This is a genomic window from Peribacillus sp. AS_2 (assembly GCF_026891895.1).
GTDB lineage: Bacteria > Bacillota > Bacilli > Bacillales > DSM-1321 > Peribacillus > Peribacillus frigoritolerans.
The window spans coordinates 1-20,158 of the sequence record NZ_JAPTGA010000014.1 but is presented as its reverse complement, the minus strand read 5'-3'; the positions used below and the strand labels follow the sequence as shown (position 1 = coordinate 20,158).

Here is a 20,158-nt window from a genome sequence, read left to right as displayed (position 1 = left end):
TTCTTACAGTGGCTTTTTCCTGTGGTCACTTTTTAATTTGCCTCGCTGCGTAATGATTGGCCTGAAAACCAGGTAGCGCATGGAAGGTATACTGGACGGCTGCATATACTCCGCATGCAAGGAGGATTCCTGCGAGTGCATCCAATACAGCATGCTGTTTCGTAAATAGCGTGGAGAGGATGATCAGTGTTCCGAATGCAGTGACACTGGCATACTCCCATTTGTGCTCTTCTTTCCGCTTATGGGCGACGATCATCATGATGAATGTGGTCAGTACATGAATACTGGGAAGGCAGTTGACAGGTTGATCATGACTATAGATGAGCCGCATTAACTGGGCAAAGATATCGTTGCCCACGACTTCTGGACGCGGAACTGTCGTTTGCCAAAGGCAATATACAAGAAAACAGAGAAGTTTCCCCGATATCAAACTGCCTAATCCGACGAAATAGTGCTTTCGGTCAACAAAGCAATAGTAAATCAGCAATCCATAAATATACGGATACCAAAGTAAATAAGGAACGGCAAATTCTTTAATAAAGGGAATCTCCCTATCTATTATAGTCGTAACATCGACAGCATGACCTGAAGATTGATTGATGATTGAATAGATGGAACTAGTAATCATCAAAAGTGATAAATAATATAACGGGTGAAAGGATAGTATGGAATTGTTTTTCATAGCTCGCTCCGGCTTTCAATATATTAGTTTTTTTCCAAAGATTATTATACTACATTTTTCAATGGATTAACTCTTTAATCGCTAAAGTTAATGAATCCCATGAACTAGTAAAATGGATATCTCTTACTTTTAATCCGACTAAGAATACATAACGAAAGCCATGGCATATACCACGGCTTGATATGAAACTTATATGCGGGAAGGCAAAAGTGATCAATCCGCCATCTCTAGATTTTGTTATGGCGTTTTTTCCATACATACGTTAAGGAAATGAAGATGTAGATGCAAAGAGTAATGATCGTAACGACTATGGATGTCGTGAAAATGATTCCGATCAGGATCGTTATTAAAGCAATGATTGCAGCCCAAGTCGTATACGGGAACCATTTTACCGAATAGGCACTTGTTTTTCCGGACTGTTGTTTACGTGATTTCAAATGGGCGAAAGCAATGATCAACCAGATGAATAATACGGTATATCCCAGCGAACCCATTAGGAAATCGAAGGTCTTGCTTCCAGCAAATAAGGAAATCAATACACCGCCATATAAAGCGGAAGTACACATCAATATTGCGGGAACAGGTACTTTCTTCTTGGATAAACGGGAAAAGATTTTCGGAACGCGACCATCCACGGCTTGTGTATACAGAACGCGGGATGAACCATACAACCCGGAGTTCATCGATGATATGATCGCTAATAGAACGACGGCATTCATGATATGGTCGGCACCTGGAATCCCGATCATTTGAAAGACCATTACAAACGGACTTTCCTTCACCCCGTTTACTTCGTTCCAAGGAATTAAGCTAACGATGATGAAAAAAGGAATGATATAGAAAGAAATGATCCTGACCAATGTACTGCGAACGGCCTTTGGAACCACCTTTTCAGGATTTTTCGTTTCAGCTAATGTGACCCCGATGATTTCCGTACCGCCATATGAATAGATTACCACCAGCATCGCCGTGATCAAACCTGTCGATCCATTCGGAAAGAAACCGCCATGTTCGGTCAAGTTAGAAAAACCGACCGCGGTATGATCACCAAAAGTAACGAGCAGCAACAATAATCCAGCCATGATGAACACAATGATGACCGTAATCTTAATTAAAGCAAGCCAGTACTCCGTTTCAGCAAAAACCTTTACCGACAGCAAGTTAACCGCAGTAACCAAAACCGAAACAGCTAATGCCAATATCCAGATTGGATATCCGGGCAGCCAATATTGAAGGAAAATCGCCGCAACCACTGATTCGGCCGCGATATTCAACACCCACATTTTCCAATAAATCCAATCCAGGAAATAGGCAGGATACTTTCCTAAGATCGATTGGACCAAATCCCTGAATGTTCGTGCACCGCTATTGCGGACCGCCATTTCAGCTAAACCTTGCATGATGAATAATAGGATGATGCCTCCTATCAAGTACGCAAGGATTACGGAAGGGCCTGCCATATCAATGGCTGAACTGCTTCCTTTAAATAAACCTGCCCCGATGGCACCGCCTAATGCCATCATCGTAATATGCCTTGAAGTCATTGTCCTCTGTAAATTCCGTTTGTCCGTTTCCATATCCTTACCTCCCAAAAATCAAAAAAAGCATATCGTCTCTTCCTTCATAATCAAATGAAGAAAGAGACGATATGCCTTAAGCTTACCGCGGTACCACTCTTATTGGCTCTTTAAAGAACCCTGCTTTAAAAACCTTGTAACGAAGGTTAATCGTTAAAACAAAAGAATGGAATCATTCCTATCTTTCGCTTTACCACTCCCAGGCAAGTTCAAAGTATCATTGGACTGCGTTGCACCAACCCGCAGCTCTCTTCACCGAATAATGAGCTTTTACTACTCCTGTTCATTGCGTTTGAAAAATTATATCTGAATATTTTTAATAATATCCCATACTATACGGACTCAAGGTAAATTTGTCAATAACTTTCTTAGGATAATATTTTCAAAGAAACAAATTAGGGGAAATCGTGAAAGCCCTTGACCCAATTATAGAATACTGGCGGACAAACAATATACAAATTCAATAGCACTTAAGGAACATCCTGCGGCTGCAGAATCAAGTGTTAGATAGTCTTAAAAGATGAAAATGAAGAACCCATGATGGTTGAAGCATATTTGCAAGGTTTCCAAAAGACAAAGAGTGTCCTTTATGGATACCCTCAATTTACCAGTAGTTTCGTAAATTCAACAAATGTTCTTATGACTTATTTAGCAGGTTCTATATAGAAATAAATCCCACTTTTCTTGTCTATTGCAGGGCTTACTTCACTGGTCACCTCATCAAATCAATAAATTCACAAAAGCCCAGACTCTCCTAAACGTTTAAAACTCCTTCCCTAACCATGAAGCTGCCACCATCAGAATCCCAACGACAATCACCACAACCGGTCCTACAACAATTAATCCAAATAGCAGTGAGCCTACTGCGTCCAGGAAGATTCGAAATGGTCCTGCTTTTTCCTTTTTATTCTGTTGCTGCGTTAATAAGTCTTCAAGATGACCGACTTTTTGCTTCAATTGCTGCAACTCTTGAATCACTTTTGTGTCCTGGTCCATGAATTAACACCCTCTTCAATTAACAATAAGTGTTAATTCTAACATTTACATCCATATTTTAAAAGTGAGATTTACCCTCGAAACCAAATCTATTTAAAACTATTTTTTCAAATTCTGTCATCAATGATACAATAACATGGTCTGAAATCAATCCACTCTATAGAACACGTGAGGTATCATATTTTTTATGAAAGCAATACGATTATTAAAGAGTTTTAACTTTTTATATTTTGGACTGCTTGCCATTTTCATTCCGTTTCTCCCAGTCTATCTGGCTGATCAAGGTTTGCGTCCAGCCCAAATCGGATTCATCATCGGTACAGGAGGTTTTGTCACCCTCATTACCCAGCCTTTATGGGGAATGATCAGCGACAAAACAAGGACTATACGAAAAGTCCTGTTGTTACTCATCTTTTTCTCGAGCGTAATCGGTTATTTCCTCTATGATTCAAGCAGTTATCTTCAGCTCATCCTGTTTGCCATGCTGCTATATTTCTTTCTGATGCCGATCGATCCCCTGACGGAAAGCCTCAATTTTACAATGGCAGAGAAATCCGGGATCAGCTACGGCTCCATCCGGACATATGGTGCATTGGGTTATGCGGTCATATCGCTGATCACCGGCTATGTTATGTCATATTTCGGAGCGAACAGCCTTGCGTTCCTTTTTGCAGGCATAGGTTTAATCAGCTTCATTGTCAGCTGGATGATGCCTGATGCTCCCGTTTCAGGGAAACCTGTCACCTTAAGTAGCCTTAAGCATTTTTTCAGCAATAAAGAGACGCTTCTCTTTCTGTTATTGGTCTTTATCTGTGCTGTTCCAGCAAGGATGAACGATACCTTCCTTGGAGTATATATCCGGGAACTTGGAGGAAGTGCCAAGCTTGTAGGCTTGACCTGGTTCTTGGCGGCGGGAAGTGAAATCGTTGTATTCGCCTTAAGCTTTTGGTGGCTGCGCAAAGGTAAGGAAATCATCATCATTTCGTTTGCAGCAGCATTTTTCTTTATCCGTTATTTCGTCTCTGCGTGGATTACCGATCCACAGCTATTAGCTTATTTGCAAATCATGCAGCTGTTGACTTTCCCGATTTTCTACTCGGCGGCCATCCAATATCTATACCGGATTGTTCCGGTGGAATGGCGTGCCACAGGCCAGACCGTACTGGCGCTGCTATTCTTTGGGGTTTCGGGAATCATTGCTTCTTATATAGGCGGAGCCATATATGGAGCATATGGCGGGAAGACCCTTTACTTGTTCATTTCCTCCATCTCCTTTGTAGGAATGGTATTCGCTTTGGTTCTTTATCGGATATACGGAACGAGGCTCGATACCGCAGAGGAAGCTGTATAATCTAAAAAAACGGTATAAAAAAGAGCATGTTTTGAATAAAACATGCTCTTTTTACATTCCGTTAGCGAAATAAAGGGGCAACCGTCAACATTAACACAGAGGAGCAAAGCAGTGTAGCAGTTGTCCTGTTTGAGAGTTTTACTTGTTTGCCATTTTTATAGAAACCTGAAAATTGAAGCCGGTTTTTATAGAGTACATAAAGTAATGGAAAAATTGCCATACCAACGATCCATCCGCCCGTGGCATTCTCTACGGTTATTCCAAAAATCGCATAGATTGAATGAATGATGAGCCCCATAATCATTCCAATAACGAAAATAATGGTGATTATACGAAATAATTCTAAAATCACTCTTAACATCATTTCACCTGCTTTTTTCCTGTAATCCGTAAAAAAGGCTGCAATCAGCAACCTTGAATGAACTTTACAGGATGGGATATTTCCCTAAATATAACAAACTTTCCTCTATTGGTAAATAGACGCTCTTTACTCTTCTTCTTGAACGAGCGAATGCTTAAATGCGTAGATCACTGCTTGCGTGCGGTCCTGTACGGCAAGCTTGCTTAATATATTGCTGACATGCACTTTGGCGGTTTTCAGGGCTATGTATAGTTCATCGGCAATTTCCTGATTCGTTTTCCCTTGTGTCATCAGCAGTAAAATTTCCATTTCACGGTTTGTCAATTGATCATGAAGCTGGGTGATTTTAGGGCGACGCAGCTTTTCCATCATTTTTCCCGTCACTTCAGGTTCAAGTACGCTTTGACCCTGGAAAGTGGAACGGACGGCTCTCGCAATCTCGCTGGCCTTTGATGTTTTCAGCATATAGCTCGTCGCTCCGGCTTCCAATGCCGGGTACACTTTTTCATCATCCAGGAAGCTTGTCACAATGATGATTTTCGCTTCTGGCCATTTTTCAATAATTCGTTTCGTCGCTTCTATGCCGTCCATTTCCGGCATCACCAAATCCATCAAAATTACATCCGGACGCAATTCCATTGCCAGTTCTACAGCTTTCAAACCATTGTCCGCTTCCCCGATCACTTCGATATCCGACTGTGCAGATAAATAAGCCGATACCCCTATCCTTACCATTTCATGGTCATCGACAAATAATACTTTAATCATCATGATCACCTCCAGCATTTAATAATGGGATTTTCACTTCAAGTTTCGTTCCTTTATTCGGAACACTTACAATTTGCATCGTCCCGCCTAATTCAACAGCCCGTTCATGCATGTTTTGCAGACCATAAGATCCCGTTTTCGACTCCTCGACGTTAAAACCGATGCCGTCATCCGTTATTCGTAAAATGATCATTCCATCACGGACGATCAATAACACTTCAAGCGAATTCGCTTTTGCATGTCTCAGCGTATTGGAAATCGATTCTTGTAAAATCCGAAACAGATGGTCCTCAATCCCCTTATCCAGAGTGACAGGCTCCATCTTCCAATTTATATCCATCGTCACTTTTTGGGCCAATTCCAAAAGAAGCTCCTTCATTCCTTCATGTAAAGATTTTCCCTTTAATGCAACAGGCCTCAAGTGAAGCAATAGCGCCCGCATCTCAAGCTGGGATTGATGGATCATTTCTTCCACTACCTTGAATTGTTTCATTACCGTTTTTTCCATATCGGTTTGTGATTCGGTGATGGCCGACATGAACATCGAAGCCGCAAACAATTGCTGGCTCACCGAATCATGCAGCTCCCGCGCTAAACGGTTTCGTTCCTGGGAAACGATTTCCTGAATCTGTTTCTCCTGATCAATGGCCTTTTCATTCGCCATTTTTTGCGATAATTTAGTCTGCTCATTGATTTGCTTATAGATCAGTTGCATCCGTTCCTCCATTTTAGCCATCTCTTGAATTGGATACGTTTCCTGTTGCGAGGGTAAGCGGCCCTGTTCAAGAAAATGCAGACCTTCATCCACCCTTTCAAGCTGTCTCTTCCAAAACATCCCCGAAACGACTCCATAAATCAGCCCTACCGTCATGACCAGGCTTGGCAAAAATATGACGAAGGGTAATCCCATGACCACTTTCTCCCACAATACACTCCAATCGGATAAAGGAAAGATGAAGAAAACCATCGCCGGCAAAGCAAGGGAAAGAACGAAAGCAACACCAAGGGCAGTCAATATCTGCCGTGTCATTATGCTCATATCCGCTTCACCTCTAAATCGCCAACTAAGATTGAAGTGATGATATGAACCTTGTGATCCGTTTCATTGAACCCTTCCGTTTGGTAGGAATAAATTTGATTAAAGACTCTGGATTCAGGTTTATTTTCAAAAATCCGCGCCCTGCCCGCAATGACAGAATGATGGACCCTGATTTCGATGCCATACGGTACAAGGACGGTGATATTGCCAATGATATTCCTGATCGAAATGACAGCATCGCCTTTCGGTAAAATCGTTTTGCTTAAATCGATAACCGTATCGCCGACCCCGCCCTGAACATTCACGGAATTCCATTCATATACATGTTCGGTCGTTTGTTGATGACCAAACAACTTATTTTTAAATAGATAATCGGTTTTCAGCAGTCGTTCCTTATTGATCTTTTCTTCGTCCGAATCATCATTGGTTATAATGGGACTGACCCAGTCAGGATTCTTTTTGGACTGATAATATAAAAACAAAAGATAAATGAGGATCGCCATTAGGAAAAATTTAAAGACGAACATATTCAAGACATTGATGATAAGCGAAATCAGCCCTATAAAAAATAGGATTTTCCCGATTGTCCGTTTTGTGAATTTCCTGCCTAAATAGATGCATCCTATTGAAAAAGCGAGGGAAAAAAGGAGACCTCCACCCGTAAATGCAATCTCTAAAAAAATCAGGACGACTCCGATGAGAAGTATCCATCCCATATAGTCCGTCTTCATCTTGTTCAACATCGGTTCGCCTCCCCTGTATATGATCACGATATTCTTAAAAGGCACAGAAACCCGTGCCTTTTAAGAATACCATGAAATTGTCACGTTCTGACAGCCTGTTTTCCCCCGCCCTCCATTCCAAAAGACGAGGGGATGACAGCGATGCCTTAAAAAAACTTTACGCTTCTTTCTGTTCCAATTCTTTTTCAAGCTGAACAATCCTGGCATCGATCGTATGCCGATTATAATCTGTATGGACCTGGTGCTCGATGCGATCGATATAATGCTCCATTTCTTCAAACATCGCTACCGGTTTGGCTTCGGAACTGCCTCCGTCCAAAACCCGATTGATCCGGTTATTTGCCCGGGCAATATTTTCCCTGCCCATCAGTTCCAACCGCTTTAGATGCATATCCTTCAGCTTATGTTTCATTTCTTCATATTTCCGCTCCAGCTCAGCCAACTGAACCTCTGCACTTTTATGCGCCTCTTTCAAACTTTGCGCACGCTCTTCATAGTGCAGGCTTTCCTTTACAGCAAACTCCATCAAATCGGTCTCTCCCGACTGCTTGGCAATCTCAGCCTGATGCTTACGTTTTTCAGCCAGATTTTGCGCTTGATTATATTCACGCGTAAACTCTTCTTTCAGAAGATACTGACGTTCAAGCAACTTACCGACCTTTTCCGTCTCCTGCTCACATTGACGCAAATATTGATTTAACATCCCAATTGGATTTTTTTGCTCCTTTTTATCCAACAGATCGTGAAAATCAGCCGAAATCGTTTGTTTCATTCTTGAAAATAAATTACCCATTCCAATTACATCCCTTCTATTAGTTCTTATTCAACTCTTTCCACTCTCTTTCAAAATTTGAGAATGGGTCACTTTCTTTCGATGAAGCACTTTCATCATTTTCATTCCATTTTTTATAAACCAGGTAAAGAACATAAGCTGCCACCAGTCCCAATATTGCCGGGATATGGGAAATAGAAACGATCAGCACGATAATGGAGACTGATCCCCACGCAATCTTCGCCCCTGTCGATTCGGACTTCATGAACTGCTTGAACCCAAAGTATAGGATCGCCAAGCAAATCGCCAGGCTGATCAGTGGACCAACGTTCGCCAGCAACAGGAAAAGTGCGATCAGTCCTACAATAAATAAACTAATTTTCTTCATTGTTTTCGTCCTCCTTTCTATGTTTATATCTTATCTACTTTTACAGGTTCGTATAATGAGCCTTAGCTATATTTTCTAGTAAGACTTAAGGCGTAGACGCTATAAGTCCGATGCTAATGAGGAGGGTATTTTGGCGGTTTACTCGGGAATTTGCACCTAATTGTAAGTTTGAGCGATATATACCAGAGTTTGAGGATATACTCCTGAGTTTCCGCTATTTACTCGTGAGTTTGAGCAATTTACTCATGAGTTTTGCGGTTTTACTCGTGAATTTGAACAGTTTACTCGTGAATTATGCTGCTTTACTCGTGAATTTGGGCAGTTTACTCGTGAGTTTGGGCACTTTACTCGTGAATTTGCGCTATTTACTCGTGAATTTGCATTTACTCGTGAGTTTCCGCTATTTACTCGTGAGTTTGGGCACTTTACTCGTGAGTTTCCGCTATTTACTCGTGAGTTTGGGCACTTTACTCGTGAGTTTTGCTGTTTTTCTCGTAAATTTGCATTTACTCCTGAATTTGGGCACTTTACTCGTGAATTTGGGCAGTTTACTCGTGAATTTGCACCATTTACTCGTGAGTTTGAGCACTTTACTCGTGAATTATGCCCCGCTTTACTCGTGAGTTTTGAAAATAAAAAAAAAATCTTCCGATTGTATATAATCGGAAGATTGGTTAGCTGCCACCATCATTACACATATAAGCCTTCGACGTAGACTGAGGTGATGGTTTGAGATATTTCTTCTACTGAACTTTGATGTTCGTTTCGCACGATTTCCCATAGATACATTTCGTTTGTGAAAAACCATCCTCTTGCGACAAGCTCATGGTTTAGTTCAGCTCTAGCCAGTCCATTTTGCTGTGCATAGGCCACATCTTTTGAGATTCGCTGAATGAACTTCATGCGGATCGCTTTCCATTTATCTGAAATAATGGTTGATATGCCAATGGCCTGTTCGAAGACCTGCATCATGTTGCGTTCAGCTTCTGCCATTTTCAAAAATGCATTAGCTTGTCTGTTGATGATATGTTTTGCTTCGTTTTTTGATTTTGGAAAGAAAGAGGTCTCGGCAATTTCATAGAATTGCTCCATTACATTTTCCATTAATACAATTAACAGATCCTCTTTCCCTTTAAAATGAACATAGGCTGTCCCGTATCCGATGTTTGCCCTTTTGATCATTTGGGAAATAAGCGCAGCTTGATAACCTTCTTCAAGAAATATTTCCTTTGCAGCTTCCAATAGCTTTTGTCGTGTCATGATCGAGCGTAAATGCCGTTTATCCCCTGTTTTGCTATTCTCCATGCTTATTCCTCCCTTTATCTTCTAGCATAAAGGATTTCCATAAAATAAAAAACATTTGTTGGAATGTCAGCTTGAATGTTTTTAATTTTCTGAATTAACTTATTGACACTGTGTCATATTCTTTGGTACGATTCTCCTAGAATTTAAAAAAACTAATATAGGAGGATGATTATGGTTTCTGAATATACATTGGATCACGCTAAACAAATGGATGAGAATGATACGCTTAAAGGTTTTCGGGAAGAGTTTTATTTAAAGCCGGATTCCATCTATATGGATGGAAACTCATTGGGACTTCTTTCGAAAAGGGCTGAACGCACTCTTCTGGAGTCTTTGGAAGATTGGAAAGAGCATGGGATTGATGGATGGACGCAAGGGAATCACCCATGGTTTTTCATGGCTGAGAAATTGGGCGCGAAGATGTCCCAATTGGTCGGAGCTTCTCCCGAGGAAGTTATTGTAACCGGCTCCACAACTGTAAATCTGCATCAGCTTGTAGCTACTTTTTATAAGCCTCAAGAAACGCGCAAAAAGATTTTGGCTGATGAATTAACCTTCCCGACTGATATTTATGCTCTTCAAAGTCAGCTGCGTACACATGGATACGATCCGGAAACCGATCTCATCCGCGTGAAAAGCCGTGATGGCCGATTTCTTGAAGAAGATGACATCATCGAAGCAATGACCGATGACATCGCTTTGATCATCTTGCCAACGGTCCTGTATCGCAGCGGTCAAATACTGGATATGAAACGGTTGACTGATGAAGCTCATAAAAGAGGCATTGTAATCGGATTTGACGGATGTCATTCCATCGGTGCCATCCCGCATTCATTCAGCGAATGGGATGTGGATTTTGCGTATTGGTGTAATTATAAACATTTAAATGGCGGTCCTGGCGGTGTTGGCGGTTTATATGTAAATCGAAAACATTTTGGGACGATGCCTGGATTGGCTGGATGGTTCGGCTCCAAAAAAGATAAACAATTCGATATGGAACATACTTTAACACCAGCTGATTCAGCAGGAGCGTATCAAATTGGCACGCCGCATGTGTTAAGCTGTGCACCTTTGATTGGGTCTTTGGACATTTTCATAGAAGCTGGAATTGAAAATATTCGTGAAAAATCCCTGAAAATCAATCAATATTTAATGGATTTAGTCGAATTCGAATTGGAAGACATGGGATTTTTCATTGGAACTCCCAGAGAAGACATCCGCCGCGGAGGTCATGTAAGCCTTGAGCATAAAGAAGCTGCACGGATATGCAAGGCATTGAAAGAGAACGGTGTCATTCCCGATTTCCGTGCACCTAACATCATTCGCCTCGCCCCGGTTGCACTCTATACTTCTTATGCGGAAGTTTGGGAAGTTGTACAAATACTCAAGAAAATCATGTCAGAAAAACAATATGAAAAATACAAGAATGAGCGTGAAGTGGTCGCATAACCCGGAGTTCCGCCAGATGGGGCTCATCCTTCAAATGGTTAATTAATTAGGGCAGGATAAAATCTTTTTGATAAAAAGGAGATGAACTATGGAGAAAAACAATACTCAATTGAACTTTAAAGATGAGCCAGAAAAAGGATTAAAGCGAGAGCTGAAAACAAGTCAGCTTTCCATGATCGCGATGGGCTGTGCCATCGGGACGGGGCTATTTCTTGGCAGCGGACTTGCGATTCAAGCGGCAGGGCCAAGTGTATTGCTCAGCTATGCTCTTGGGGCGTTCATTGTCTTACTATTGATGGGCTGTTTAGCCGAAATGACGGTTGCCCACCCTACTTCCGGATCTTTTGGGGCCATTGCGGAAAAGTACATGAGTCCAATGGCAGGCTATCTTGTCCGCTATTCCTATTGGATTGGCAATGTTTTGGCTGTTGGGGTTGAAGTAAGTGCAGTCAGCGTATATATGAATTATTGGTTTCCGAACGTCCCGGGAATCGTATGGATTTTGTTGTTTGCAGGTGTCCTGATTTATGTAAATGCTACCAGCGTGAATACATTCGCGACATTTGAGTATTGGTTCTCCTTTATTAAAATAAGTGCCATTGTTGGCTTTATCCTACTTGGGGCCTATGTACTGTTCGGTTCATCCGAACAGCCGCATATTGGACCGGAAAACTTCGTGAATGAAGGCGGTTTTTTCCCATTTGGTTTGAAGGGGATGTGGATAGCCGTATTTATTTCTTTATTCAGCTTTCTTGGAACTGAATTGATAGCGGTTACATCAGGGGAGGCAAAAGATCCCGATGCCGCCGTCCCAAAAGCATTAAAAGCGACTGTGTTCCGTTTATCCACTTTCTATGTGCTGACAATCGGCATCATGCTGATGATCGTTCCTTGGAAAACGGCCGGGATCGAGGTAAGCCCATTCGTAAAAGTGATGGAAATCCTGAACATTCCAGGTGCATCCGGGATCATGAACTTTATTATTCTAACGGCTGCCATATCTGCCATGAACGCTCAGCTCTATGCTTCAACACGGATGATGTTTTCATTGGCACGCGGAAAACATGCACCTACTTTTTTAGGAAAGTTAAACAAAAGCGGTGTTCCTACGAAAGCCCTTGCTGTCTCTTCAACGGGGATTTTCATCGCTGCAGGCGTTCATGCGTTACTTCCTGGTTCATCCTATGCTTTCATGATGGGGATTTCCATGTTCGGTGCCATGTTCACATGGCTCATGATCTTCATTTCCCATTTGTTTTTCAGGGTGAAATGGGAGAAAACCGGCGGACGCAAATTACCTGTTAGGATGATCGGCTTCCCCTATTTAACGATACTAGGAGCCGTTCTTCTATTCAGTTTGATGATTACGTCATGGTTTACGGATTTCAAAATCATGCTTCAATTCGGGATTCCTTGGTTACTTTTTTTAGCTGTTGCTTATTTTATTTCAAAAGGAAGAAATATTAACCATAATGTAATGGAAGAATCTCTGGAAAAGAAGATAGAATAGAATGGCGGAATAAATAGTTTTTTGCGAAAAGTGAGGAGATTGCGGAATGAAGAATACAGATAAAAATGAACAAACAATAACGGGTCTAGAGAAAGAAATTCAAACCGACTTTCAAAAATCGATGTCCTATGGAGATTACCTCCACCTAGATAAGATTTTAACCAGTCAGCATAGATGTTCCGATCATCATGATGAAATGCTATTTATCGTTATCCATCAAGCGAGTGAGCTATGGATGAAGCTCATTTTACATGAATTGACAGCAGCAACAGAGTCCATCCGCCAAAACAAGTTGGAACCTTCGTTTAAAATGCTGTCTCGCGTTTCGAGGATTCAGCAGCAATTGATCCAGTCATGGAATGTCCTTTCAACTTTAACACCGGCTGAATACATGGAGTTCAGGGATAAACTGGGACAATCTTCCGGATTCCAATCTTACCAGAATCGTTTGATTGAATTCGCATTAGGAAACAAGAATGTCCATACGCTAACCGTCTATCAGCACCAAACGGATTTATACGAGCAAATGCAGCAGGCCCTACATGAGCCAAGTATATATGACGCGGCAATCAATGCTCTTGTGGCACGCGGATTACCTATTGATCAAGAAGCCCTCAGCAGGGATTGGTCCCAAAGATATGAACCAAATGCCAGTGTAGAAGAGGCATGGCTGACAGTTTACCGCGATGTTGAGCAATATTGGGACTTATATGAGCTGGGCGAGAAGTTAGTGGACATCGGCCATCAACAGCAATTATGGCGTTTTAATCATATGACCACAGTGGAAAGGATTATTGGTAATAAACAAGGAACGGGCGGATCATCAGGTGTAACGTATTTAAAGAGAGCACTGGATCAACACTTTTTCCCAGAGCTATGGAGTCTAAGAACGAAGCTATAAGATATTCAAGAAACAGCCAGAAGAACTGGAGGTAAATGCATGGGGACATGGATTGATATTTCACAACGTCTGGATGATAACGTTGCAGTTTGGCCTGGAGATACACCTTTCTCTTATAAAGTCAATTGGAGTAAAGAAGAAAGTGGATCTGTCAATGTAGGTCAAATCAATATGAGTATCCATACCGGGACCCATATTGATGCACCTTTTCATTTTGATGATGATGGAAAAAGAGTGATTGATTTGGATCTCGACTTATATATGGGAAATGCCCGAGTTATCCATTTACCAAACAAGACAAGCATCGGAGTCAACGAATTATCCCATATAGATCTACAAGGCGTTACCCGTCTGTTAATTCGCACGGATGCATGGAAGGATCGAAGTGTGTTTCCACAAACCATTCCACATATCCAGCCAGAATTAGCGGCATATCTTTCAGAACACGGCGTCCGTCTTATTGGACTTGATTTACCATCAGTAGATCCACTGGATAGTAAAGAACTGTCTGCCCACCATGAACTTGCCGATCATGGCATTCACATTTTGGAAGGACTTGTATTAGACGGCATCGAACCGGGTAATTATGAGTTGGCAGCCCTCCCTCTTCCTTTAGTTGAAGCAGATGGAAGTCCTGTACGTGCTGTGTTGAAAAAGCCCTAAACAAAATGTTTTCAAAAAACGAGCCAGATCAAAAACTGATTTGGCTTGTTTTTTTGTAATCATTAACTATCAAATTTATCTCCCTAAATCACGTGCATCTATGTTATAATTTTCAGAATTCATCACTAAGAGTGGAGGTCCAAATATGGAAAACTTTTATTTATTCATCATCATGTGCATCCTTCTCATCATCTTACCCGGTCCAGATACAGCAATAGCCACAAGGAACACCGTAACCGTAGGGACTTCGGGAGGTTTTAAAACGATGTTCGGCACATGCTGTGCCCTGCTCATTCATACATCTGCTGCCGTGTTCGGACTTTCAGCGATCATTGTGAAATCCGCTTTATTATTTTCCATCTTCAAATATGCCGGTGCCGTTTACTTGGTATATCTAGGCTTCAAGACACTATGGGGATTAAGGAATAAGCAAGTGGCCGCAGCGGCGGAAACGACGGTCAAAAGTAAGTACGAAAACCAGTCATGCTTTAAGCAAGGGTTCCTTACCAATCTGCTGAACCCTAAAGTGGCCGTCTTCTTTTTAACGTTTCTGCCTCAATTCGTGAATCCGGGGAATGATACGTTTTTACCGTTCCTGATCATGGGCATGACGTATACCGTTTTAACTGCGTTGTGGTTTGTATTTTATATCTATCTGCTGAACCAGATCAGCGCTTTTATGAAAAAGCCTAGAACCCAAGCGATATTCGAGGGAATAACCGGGACAGTCTTGATTGGTTTCGGGATAAAGCTAGCTCTAGAAAAAGCCCATAATTAATTTGAACTGCACCCTAATTGTTAGACATTGGAGGTGCAGTTTTAATATATCGGGGTTCTGGTACAGGTGTAGGGATTTAAGTACTTGCTGAGTTACGTTACAAAAAACCATAATTTGGTTTTTAATGCAAGGAGGAAAAAGAACATGGCAACCATTGAAATTAAGAAAACAAAAGATATCGGATTAGGTTCACTTTCTATCGTGCTATGTTTATTGGGAATATTGTTTACGTTTGAATTTGGCGATGAATCTTGCATGGGAGATCAAATTTTACACGCTATCGGACTTAGCTCCTGGTCAAATGGAGATTCAGGTATTCATTATACAGTGTTCTATTCGGCTATATTTTTCATCCCCTCCTTTATTATTGGTCATATATATCCTGATAATAGAGGAGCAAAAGCAGGGAAAATCATATCAGGCTTCCTATCAGTTCTCACTCTTTCAGCACTAATAACGTTTATTATCTCTTTTTTATCGGCCTGGGTATGAGCCCAATAATGCCAGCTCATCCCCCACTTTATAGTTCAGTCAGTCAACATACCCATTCACGAAAAATCCAATCGTTTCGAGCTCGTCCTCAGTTAAATCCCGCTTTAATTCTTTAGCCAATTCCTGCTCCATTAAAGCCCGGTTTCCCCGATGTTCGACCACCGCTCTGGCACATTCTTTCATTAGCTTAAGCTCCGCCTCCATCTCCAGTTTCGTGCGAGGCTGATCATGATGGGAAAGTATATAGGTTTCGGCATCATAGGCTTCTATTTTCTTAAGAAGCAGCAAAGCCTGTTCAGCCGTATAATTCCATTTTTCCGCATAAAGATTGGCATACAGGCAGTCTCCCAGAAATAAGGTCTTTTCCTCCTGTATATAAATGATGCAGGAATCATTGGCATGGTCGCCGCCGACATGTTCGATGACACAGGTTATATTGCCGAGATCGATCGTCATCGTTTTTTCAAAGATGATATCGGGCAGGGGAAGGGAAATCTCTCTATTCGTCCCATGTTCCAATTTGATTGCATCGGCACAAAAGGCAATCTCCGTTCCTTCTTCGACTCGTTGATCAAGGGCCCGATCTTCCCATGAAAGCTGCTGCATATCTTTAATGCTCGTGTATGTTTTTTCCTGACAAATCACCGGAATCCCGATATTCTCCAGTCCGAATACATGGTCCCAGTGGGAATGGGTAAGCACAAGGAAATTCCCGCTTATATCATTCCGGCGCAATTCGTCCTCAAAAAGCTGTGCATGCCTGACAGAGTTACCGGCATCGATGATGAGCGTTTTCTTGTTTCCCGTCACGGCGGCAAGAACCGGGCGATCCGTTTCCTGAACCGGCGGCAGGTAGGCAATATGTTTCGATAGGTGCTGTAATGTTTGCATGTTTCCGTTCTCCTTAATTGTTGTAGTTAGCTTGCTCAAGTATAGCAAATTACATATGTATTCATAAGATAATCTCCGGAAAAGGATAAAAAGACAACAATCGCTGAGATTGCTGTCTTTTTGTTTCAAATGAACCTATTGAAATATACCGTAATTTTCGATAGGGCATTTAAAAAGGTGGCCTTAAAAAAAGACTCTTCCCTTTTCCGATCTTCCGGCGGTTGTATATATTTTTTATTGTCCGCAATGAGTGTACTATTTTTGATCTTTGAATCGATGGCTCCTATTAACTGTGATGCAAATCTTTCACTATCGATGACCACCATCGATTCTGTATTTAAAAAGGCAGATCGAGAATCCAAATTATAGGAACCCACTGCACTTAATCGTTGATCATAGACAATCGATTTACCATGCAAAGAATAAGGCTTTGAATATTCATATACCCTTGCCCCCGTCCCAACGACGCGATCCCTAAAAGCCAAGTAACCGGAAAAAGCGATCATGTTCGGGGTTGAGGCAGCCGAGTTGGTAAGTATGGTCCAATCAGCCTTTGAATCCAATTGCTTCGGTACATATTCCTTCAAGGCATCCGCAGGGACAATATAGGGGCTTTGGATGTATACCGATTGATTGGCGTTCGCGGCAATACCCAATAAAGATCTCCACACTATAGGGTATTTGTTGAACCGTTCGATCGGATTATGAATGAAGGACACTTTTTTAGTAGGTGTTGTAGCCTTGCTCCAATCGACGACTGGTTTCACGAAATCGGTTTCAGTGCGCAAAGCTTTGCTGTATTTTTTCACTAATGCATTTCTTTCGCGTTTTCCTTTTTCCATTTGCCTTTTTGACAGGTCCGAAAAAACATCGTTCGTAAACGGATGGGTCCATAATTCATTCAAATAGTCCTTCATTTCAACGATTACACTATCTTTCTCCTCTTTAGCATTGAAAATGAGTACATCCCTGTCATAGACAAAATTCCTCGGCGGCTTGCTTGCTAAGTACTTATCGGCAATATTCCTGCCTCCGATGATGCCTAGCTTTCCATCTACCGTGATGATTTTGTCATGAAGGCGATTATGCCAGGTCCACGGCTTAAATGGCTTAAAGGTTTCATAGTATCTTAATTCAATGTTATCATGTGAAGCCAATGCATAACGGGCACTGCTTAATTGACCTCTAAGCCCATGAGCCATTCCATCCAGAAGGATTCGGACTTTGACACCTCTGTCAGCCGCATCAATCAAGGCTCCAAGAAAAAGCTCGGTTGATTCACCTTTTCCAAAAGCATAGTAGGCGATATCGATTGAATGCCTTGCTTCCTGGATCATTCGCATTCTTGCGAGGCCAGACTCATAGCCGTCTTCGAAAAGCAGGACACGATCCACGGTGGTTTCCTTCTCTCCCATATATTCACTTACCTGTTTAATCTGCCTGTCTTCTTCTTTTTCTGCTTTTGGGAAAAGAACAACAGCCGTCACAACTACATAAAGGAAATATAATAGAAGAACAAGCAATAATCCCTTAATTGCCGTTTTTACAGTCATTGAGCACTCCCCCCTTTAAGCGATATTTTATTACTATTCGTAAAATGCAAAGACTCTATTCAACATCGGCAGGTTTGATACACACGACGGGGCAGCGAGCGGCGATGAGTGGAATTGGAAGAATTTTTTTCCTTTTAAATGTGACAAAGTGGTGAACATGAAAGCAGTTGCATAATATGATATAGAAGGAGGGATTTCATGCTTAAACAACCTGATAGAATAAGTATCTTCAATTATTGTTTTGCATTAGGGGTATCAGAGGTTTTCTTTTTATCCAGCTTTTATCTTTCCATTCTTGACGTTTCATTATTTGCGATCGCTTTGCCATTTTCCGCTTTATTTCTAATGTTCTCCCTGTACCTATTCCTTCGAACGCACAAAGCAGTTAAGACCTTACCCAACCAGGGTGAACGAAGAAGGGAAATACATGCATTCTATCATCAATCTTTCGGGATTTTCACGATCATTTTTTTCACTTTACTTTTTGTTGCATTAGCCTTCATTCCCTTGCTCGATAGCGGAGGGCATCTCTATCTTCTTTATTGTTTACCGATGGCCTTGCTTTGTATGATTCCTGCGATTGTTTCTTATAAAGGGATGAAAACATTCAAACTGGAAAACGGCAAGAATTTAACGAAAATCTAATTGATTTTACTTTTATTCAAGATTACATCCAGGTTTTTTAGTTGAATGTATAGGGAAAATGAGGATATAATAATAAATATAAAAAAAAGACACTGGTTAAACCAGCGTCTCAATGAACAGCAAACTGCATAAAGAGCAGCGGCTTTCTGTGGTAAGTCAGTTGCTACTCGATCATGAAAGTAACCCTTTTCCTACATACATCTGGCCGGATGGTATGGAGGGGGTTACTTTTTTAATGTAACCGCGATTACTGCGACGATTAAAGAGGCAAATGAAATCATTAGCATCAGTCCGTCCATAATAGAAATCACCAGCGACACCCCCTTTCTGAAAAGGAGTGACCGCTGCCCACTATACCAAATTGCTGTCCATTTACTATTATATCTGTATTTACTTGTTATTTATAGCCAAAAATAGATGCATTTAGTCTTCTTGATGCTTTACATAAAAAAAATCCCACTTAAAGTGAGAACCATTTTTGCATGTAGCATGTATTCTTTTATTGTTCCACTACACGGCCATCTTTATAAATGTGGAACCACCCAATCGTTCCTGAGCCGCCTTGATCGATCCAATCTTTATTAGCTGCTTTAAAGTTGTAATATGATTTTCCCTTGCCATCTTTCAGCAATCTGCCATCACCGCTGAATACGATGTTGCTGCCAAGCTTCTTCTTCCCTAACGCGATCGCGTCTTTCTCCGTGAACTGTCTTCTTTCCACCTTATTTTCATCTAAAGCAGCCCATGTCTTCGGTCCGACGATACCATCTGAAGCTAAGTTATGATCCACTTGAAACACCCTTACCACATTTTGTGTTTGGGTACCGAAAATCCCATCAACACCTACATGATATTTAACATCTTTAAGGCTTTGCTGTAAGTCTCTTACATAACTTGAACGTGAGCCTTTCTTGAGGGTCGGGCGTGTTTCCGCCTTCGTTTCGATTTTCTGGATTTGACTTCCCTTTGATGCCGCTTCGGTATTTGAAGTCCCCGTTCCTAAAGGGGCCAAAATCAAGGCAACTGTTGGAATCATGACCAATAATTTTTTCTTCAAGACATATAACCTCCATTCAAATGATCACTCCTGCAGGTTTCTGACACTTCCCTTGGAGCCCATTCATTATAACGCAAGGAGTTATTCTATTGGTGTTTTATTACTTTAATTATAAAAAATGGTAAATATGATTCATCGTGGCATTTCCAAAAGCCAGTATATGATGGAAGTCCCGTTTCTTGAATAAAAACAAAAGGGGGTTTACCTATAACTTCAAACATCGTTAATTGAGCGGGT

The 20,158-nt window shown here is 41.4% G+C and carries 22 protein-coding genes and 1 other annotated feature; of the genes, 9 read left to right on the top strand and 13 right to left on the bottom strand.

The window, feature by feature from the left end:
* Positions 1–25 precede the first annotated feature (25 nt).
* The 3 genes from OTG27_RS21055 to OTG27_RS21045 form a co-directional block, all read right to left on the bottom strand.
* On the bottom strand, positions 26–682 hold the full coding sequence (locus OTG27_RS21055) for a phosphatase PAP2 family protein (protein WP_268938007.1): 657 nt from the start codon (positions 680–682) through the stop codon (positions 26–28).
* Between the two features lie 227 nt (positions 683–909).
* The gene (locus OTG27_RS21050; protein WP_249597298.1) at positions 910–2,259 is read right to left on the bottom strand and encodes an amino acid permease; all 1,350 of its coding nucleotides are present in this window, start codon (positions 2,257–2,259) and stop codon (positions 910–912) included.
* 59 nt (positions 2,260–2,318) lie between these two features.
* Positions 2,319–2,555 (bottom strand) — a binding site (T-box leader).
* A gap of 466 nt (positions 2,556–3,021) precedes the next feature.
* Positions 3,022–3,255 (bottom strand): hypothetical protein, encoded by a 234-nt coding sequence (locus tag OTG27_RS21045; RefSeq protein ID WP_268938006.1) that lies wholly within the window; start codon positions 3,253–3,255, stop codon positions 3,022–3,024.
* A gap of 187 nt (positions 3,256–3,442) precedes the next feature.
* Here OTG27_RS21045 and OTG27_RS21040 point away from each other — a divergent pair, with 187 nt between their 5' ends.
* Positions 3,443–4,606: an MFS transporter gene (locus tag OTG27_RS21040; RefSeq protein WP_063575362.1), complete on the top strand. Its 1,164-nt coding sequence runs from the start codon at positions 3,443–3,445 to the stop codon at positions 4,604–4,606.
* A gap of 61 nt (positions 4,607–4,667) precedes the next feature.
* On the opposite strand, the gene OTG27_RS21035 is transcribed toward OTG27_RS21040, so the two are convergent.
* The 6 genes from OTG27_RS21035 to OTG27_RS21010 all read right to left on the bottom strand — a co-directional run bounded on the left by OTG27_RS21035 (position 4,668) and on the right by OTG27_RS21010 (position 8,677).
* Positions 4,668–4,967 (bottom strand): hypothetical protein, encoded by a 300-nt coding sequence (locus OTG27_RS21035; protein ID WP_268938005.1) that lies wholly within the window; start codon positions 4,965–4,967, stop codon positions 4,668–4,670.
* Between the two features lie 126 nt (positions 4,968–5,093).
* The gene (locus OTG27_RS21030) at positions 5,094–5,735 is read right to left on the bottom strand and encodes a response regulator transcription factor (protein WP_034309572.1); all 642 of its coding nucleotides are present in this window, start codon (positions 5,733–5,735) and stop codon (positions 5,094–5,096) included.
* Positions 5,728–6,774 (bottom strand): sensor histidine kinase, encoded by a 1,047-nt coding sequence (locus tag OTG27_RS21025; protein WP_268938004.1) that lies wholly within the window; start codon positions 6,772–6,774, stop codon positions 5,728–5,730. Before OTG27_RS21025 ends, OTG27_RS21030 begins: the two co-directional genes overlap by 8 nt.
* Positions 6,771–7,517 carry a cell wall-active antibiotics response protein LiaF gene (gene liaF / locus OTG27_RS21020; RefSeq protein ID WP_063575359.1) on the bottom strand — a complete coding sequence of 249 codons (747 nt, stop codon included), beginning with the start codon at positions 7,515–7,517 and terminating at the stop codon, positions 6,771–6,773. The genes OTG27_RS21025 and liaF overlap by 4 nt, the downstream gene beginning before the upstream one ends.
* Positions 7,518–7,674: 157 nt before the next feature.
* Positions 7,675–8,310, bottom strand: a complete 636-nt coding sequence (locus OTG27_RS21015; RefSeq protein WP_034309579.1) for a PspA/IM30 family protein — start codon at positions 8,308–8,310, stop codon at positions 7,675–7,677.
* A 19-nt stretch (positions 8,311–8,329) separates the two neighbouring features.
* A complete protein-coding gene (locus OTG27_RS21010; protein WP_268938003.1) occupies positions 8,330–8,677 on the bottom strand; it encodes a lmo0954 family membrane protein in 348 nt (115 codons plus the stop codon).
* Positions 8,678–8,922: 245 nt separating this feature from the next.
* On the opposite strand from OTG27_RS21010, the gene OTG27_RS21005 reads away from it, so the two are divergent.
* On the top strand, positions 8,923–9,300 hold the full coding sequence (locus tag OTG27_RS21005) for a hypothetical protein (protein ID WP_268938002.1): 378 nt from the start codon (positions 8,923–8,925) through the stop codon (positions 9,298–9,300).
* 67 nt (positions 9,301–9,367) lie between these two features.
* Here the strand turns inward: OTG27_RS21005 and OTG27_RS21000 are convergent, their stop codons facing one another.
* Positions 9,368–9,982, bottom strand: coding sequence for a TetR/AcrR family transcriptional regulator (locus OTG27_RS21000; protein ID WP_268938001.1), 615 nt, complete (start codon positions 9,980–9,982; stop codon positions 9,368–9,370).
* A 171-nt stretch (positions 9,983–10,153) separates the two neighbouring features.
* Between OTG27_RS21000 and kynU the strand changes: the two genes are divergently transcribed.
* From kynU to OTG27_RS20970, 6 genes are all read left to right on the top strand, one after another.
* Complete coding sequence (gene kynU, locus OTG27_RS20995) at positions 10,154–11,431, top strand: kynureninase (protein ID WP_268938000.1); 1,278 nt, start codon at positions 10,154–10,156, stop codon at positions 11,429–11,431.
* Between the two features lie 88 nt (positions 11,432–11,519).
* Complete coding sequence (locus tag OTG27_RS20990) at positions 11,520–12,941, top strand: amino acid permease (RefSeq protein ID WP_057276868.1); 1,422 nt, start codon at positions 11,520–11,522, stop codon at positions 12,939–12,941.
* A 46-nt stretch (positions 12,942–12,987) separates the two neighbouring features.
* Positions 12,988–13,842, top strand: a complete 855-nt coding sequence (gene kynA, locus OTG27_RS20985) for a tryptophan 2,3-dioxygenase (RefSeq protein ID WP_191928677.1) — start codon at positions 12,988–12,990, stop codon at positions 13,840–13,842.
* Positions 13,843–13,881: 39 nt separating this feature from the next.
* Positions 13,882–14,505, top strand: coding sequence for an arylformamidase (gene kynB / locus OTG27_RS20980; protein ID WP_268937999.1), 624 nt, complete (start codon positions 13,882–13,884; stop codon positions 14,503–14,505).
* 145 nt (positions 14,506–14,650) lie between these two features.
* Positions 14,651–15,283 carry a LysE family translocator gene (locus OTG27_RS20975; protein ID WP_098866059.1) on the top strand — a complete coding sequence of 211 codons (633 nt, stop codon included), beginning with the start codon at positions 14,651–14,653 and terminating at the stop codon, positions 15,281–15,283.
* A gap of 144 nt (positions 15,284–15,427) precedes the next feature.
* A complete protein-coding gene (locus tag OTG27_RS20970; protein ID WP_268937998.1) occupies positions 15,428–15,775 on the top strand; it encodes a hypothetical protein in 348 nt (115 codons plus the stop codon).
* A 39-nt stretch (positions 15,776–15,814) separates the two neighbouring features.
* Here the strand turns inward: OTG27_RS20970 and OTG27_RS20965 are convergent, their stop codons facing one another.
* A complete protein-coding gene (locus OTG27_RS20965; RefSeq protein ID WP_268937997.1) occupies positions 15,815–16,666 on the bottom strand; it encodes an MBL fold metallo-hydrolase in 852 nt (283 codons plus the stop codon).
* 125 nt (positions 16,667–16,791) lie between these two features.
* Positions 16,792–18,219, bottom strand: coding sequence for a phospholipase D-like domain-containing protein (locus tag OTG27_RS20960; RefSeq protein ID WP_268937996.1), 1,428 nt, complete (start codon positions 18,217–18,219; stop codon positions 16,792–16,794).
* A 198-nt stretch (positions 18,220–18,417) separates the two neighbouring features.
* Here OTG27_RS20960 and OTG27_RS20955 point away from each other — a divergent pair, with 198 nt between their 5' ends.
* Positions 18,418–18,864: a hypothetical protein gene (locus OTG27_RS20955; protein ID WP_268937995.1), complete on the top strand. Its 447-nt coding sequence runs from the start codon at positions 18,418–18,420 to the stop codon at positions 18,862–18,864.
* A gap of 499 nt (positions 18,865–19,363) precedes the next feature.
* On the opposite strand, the gene OTG27_RS20950 is transcribed toward OTG27_RS20955, so the two are convergent.
* Positions 19,364–19,921: a peptidoglycan-binding domain-containing protein gene (locus OTG27_RS20950; RefSeq protein ID WP_268937994.1), complete on the bottom strand. Its 558-nt coding sequence runs from the start codon at positions 19,919–19,921 to the stop codon at positions 19,364–19,366.
* Between the last annotated feature and the right edge of the window lie 237 nt (positions 19,922–20,158).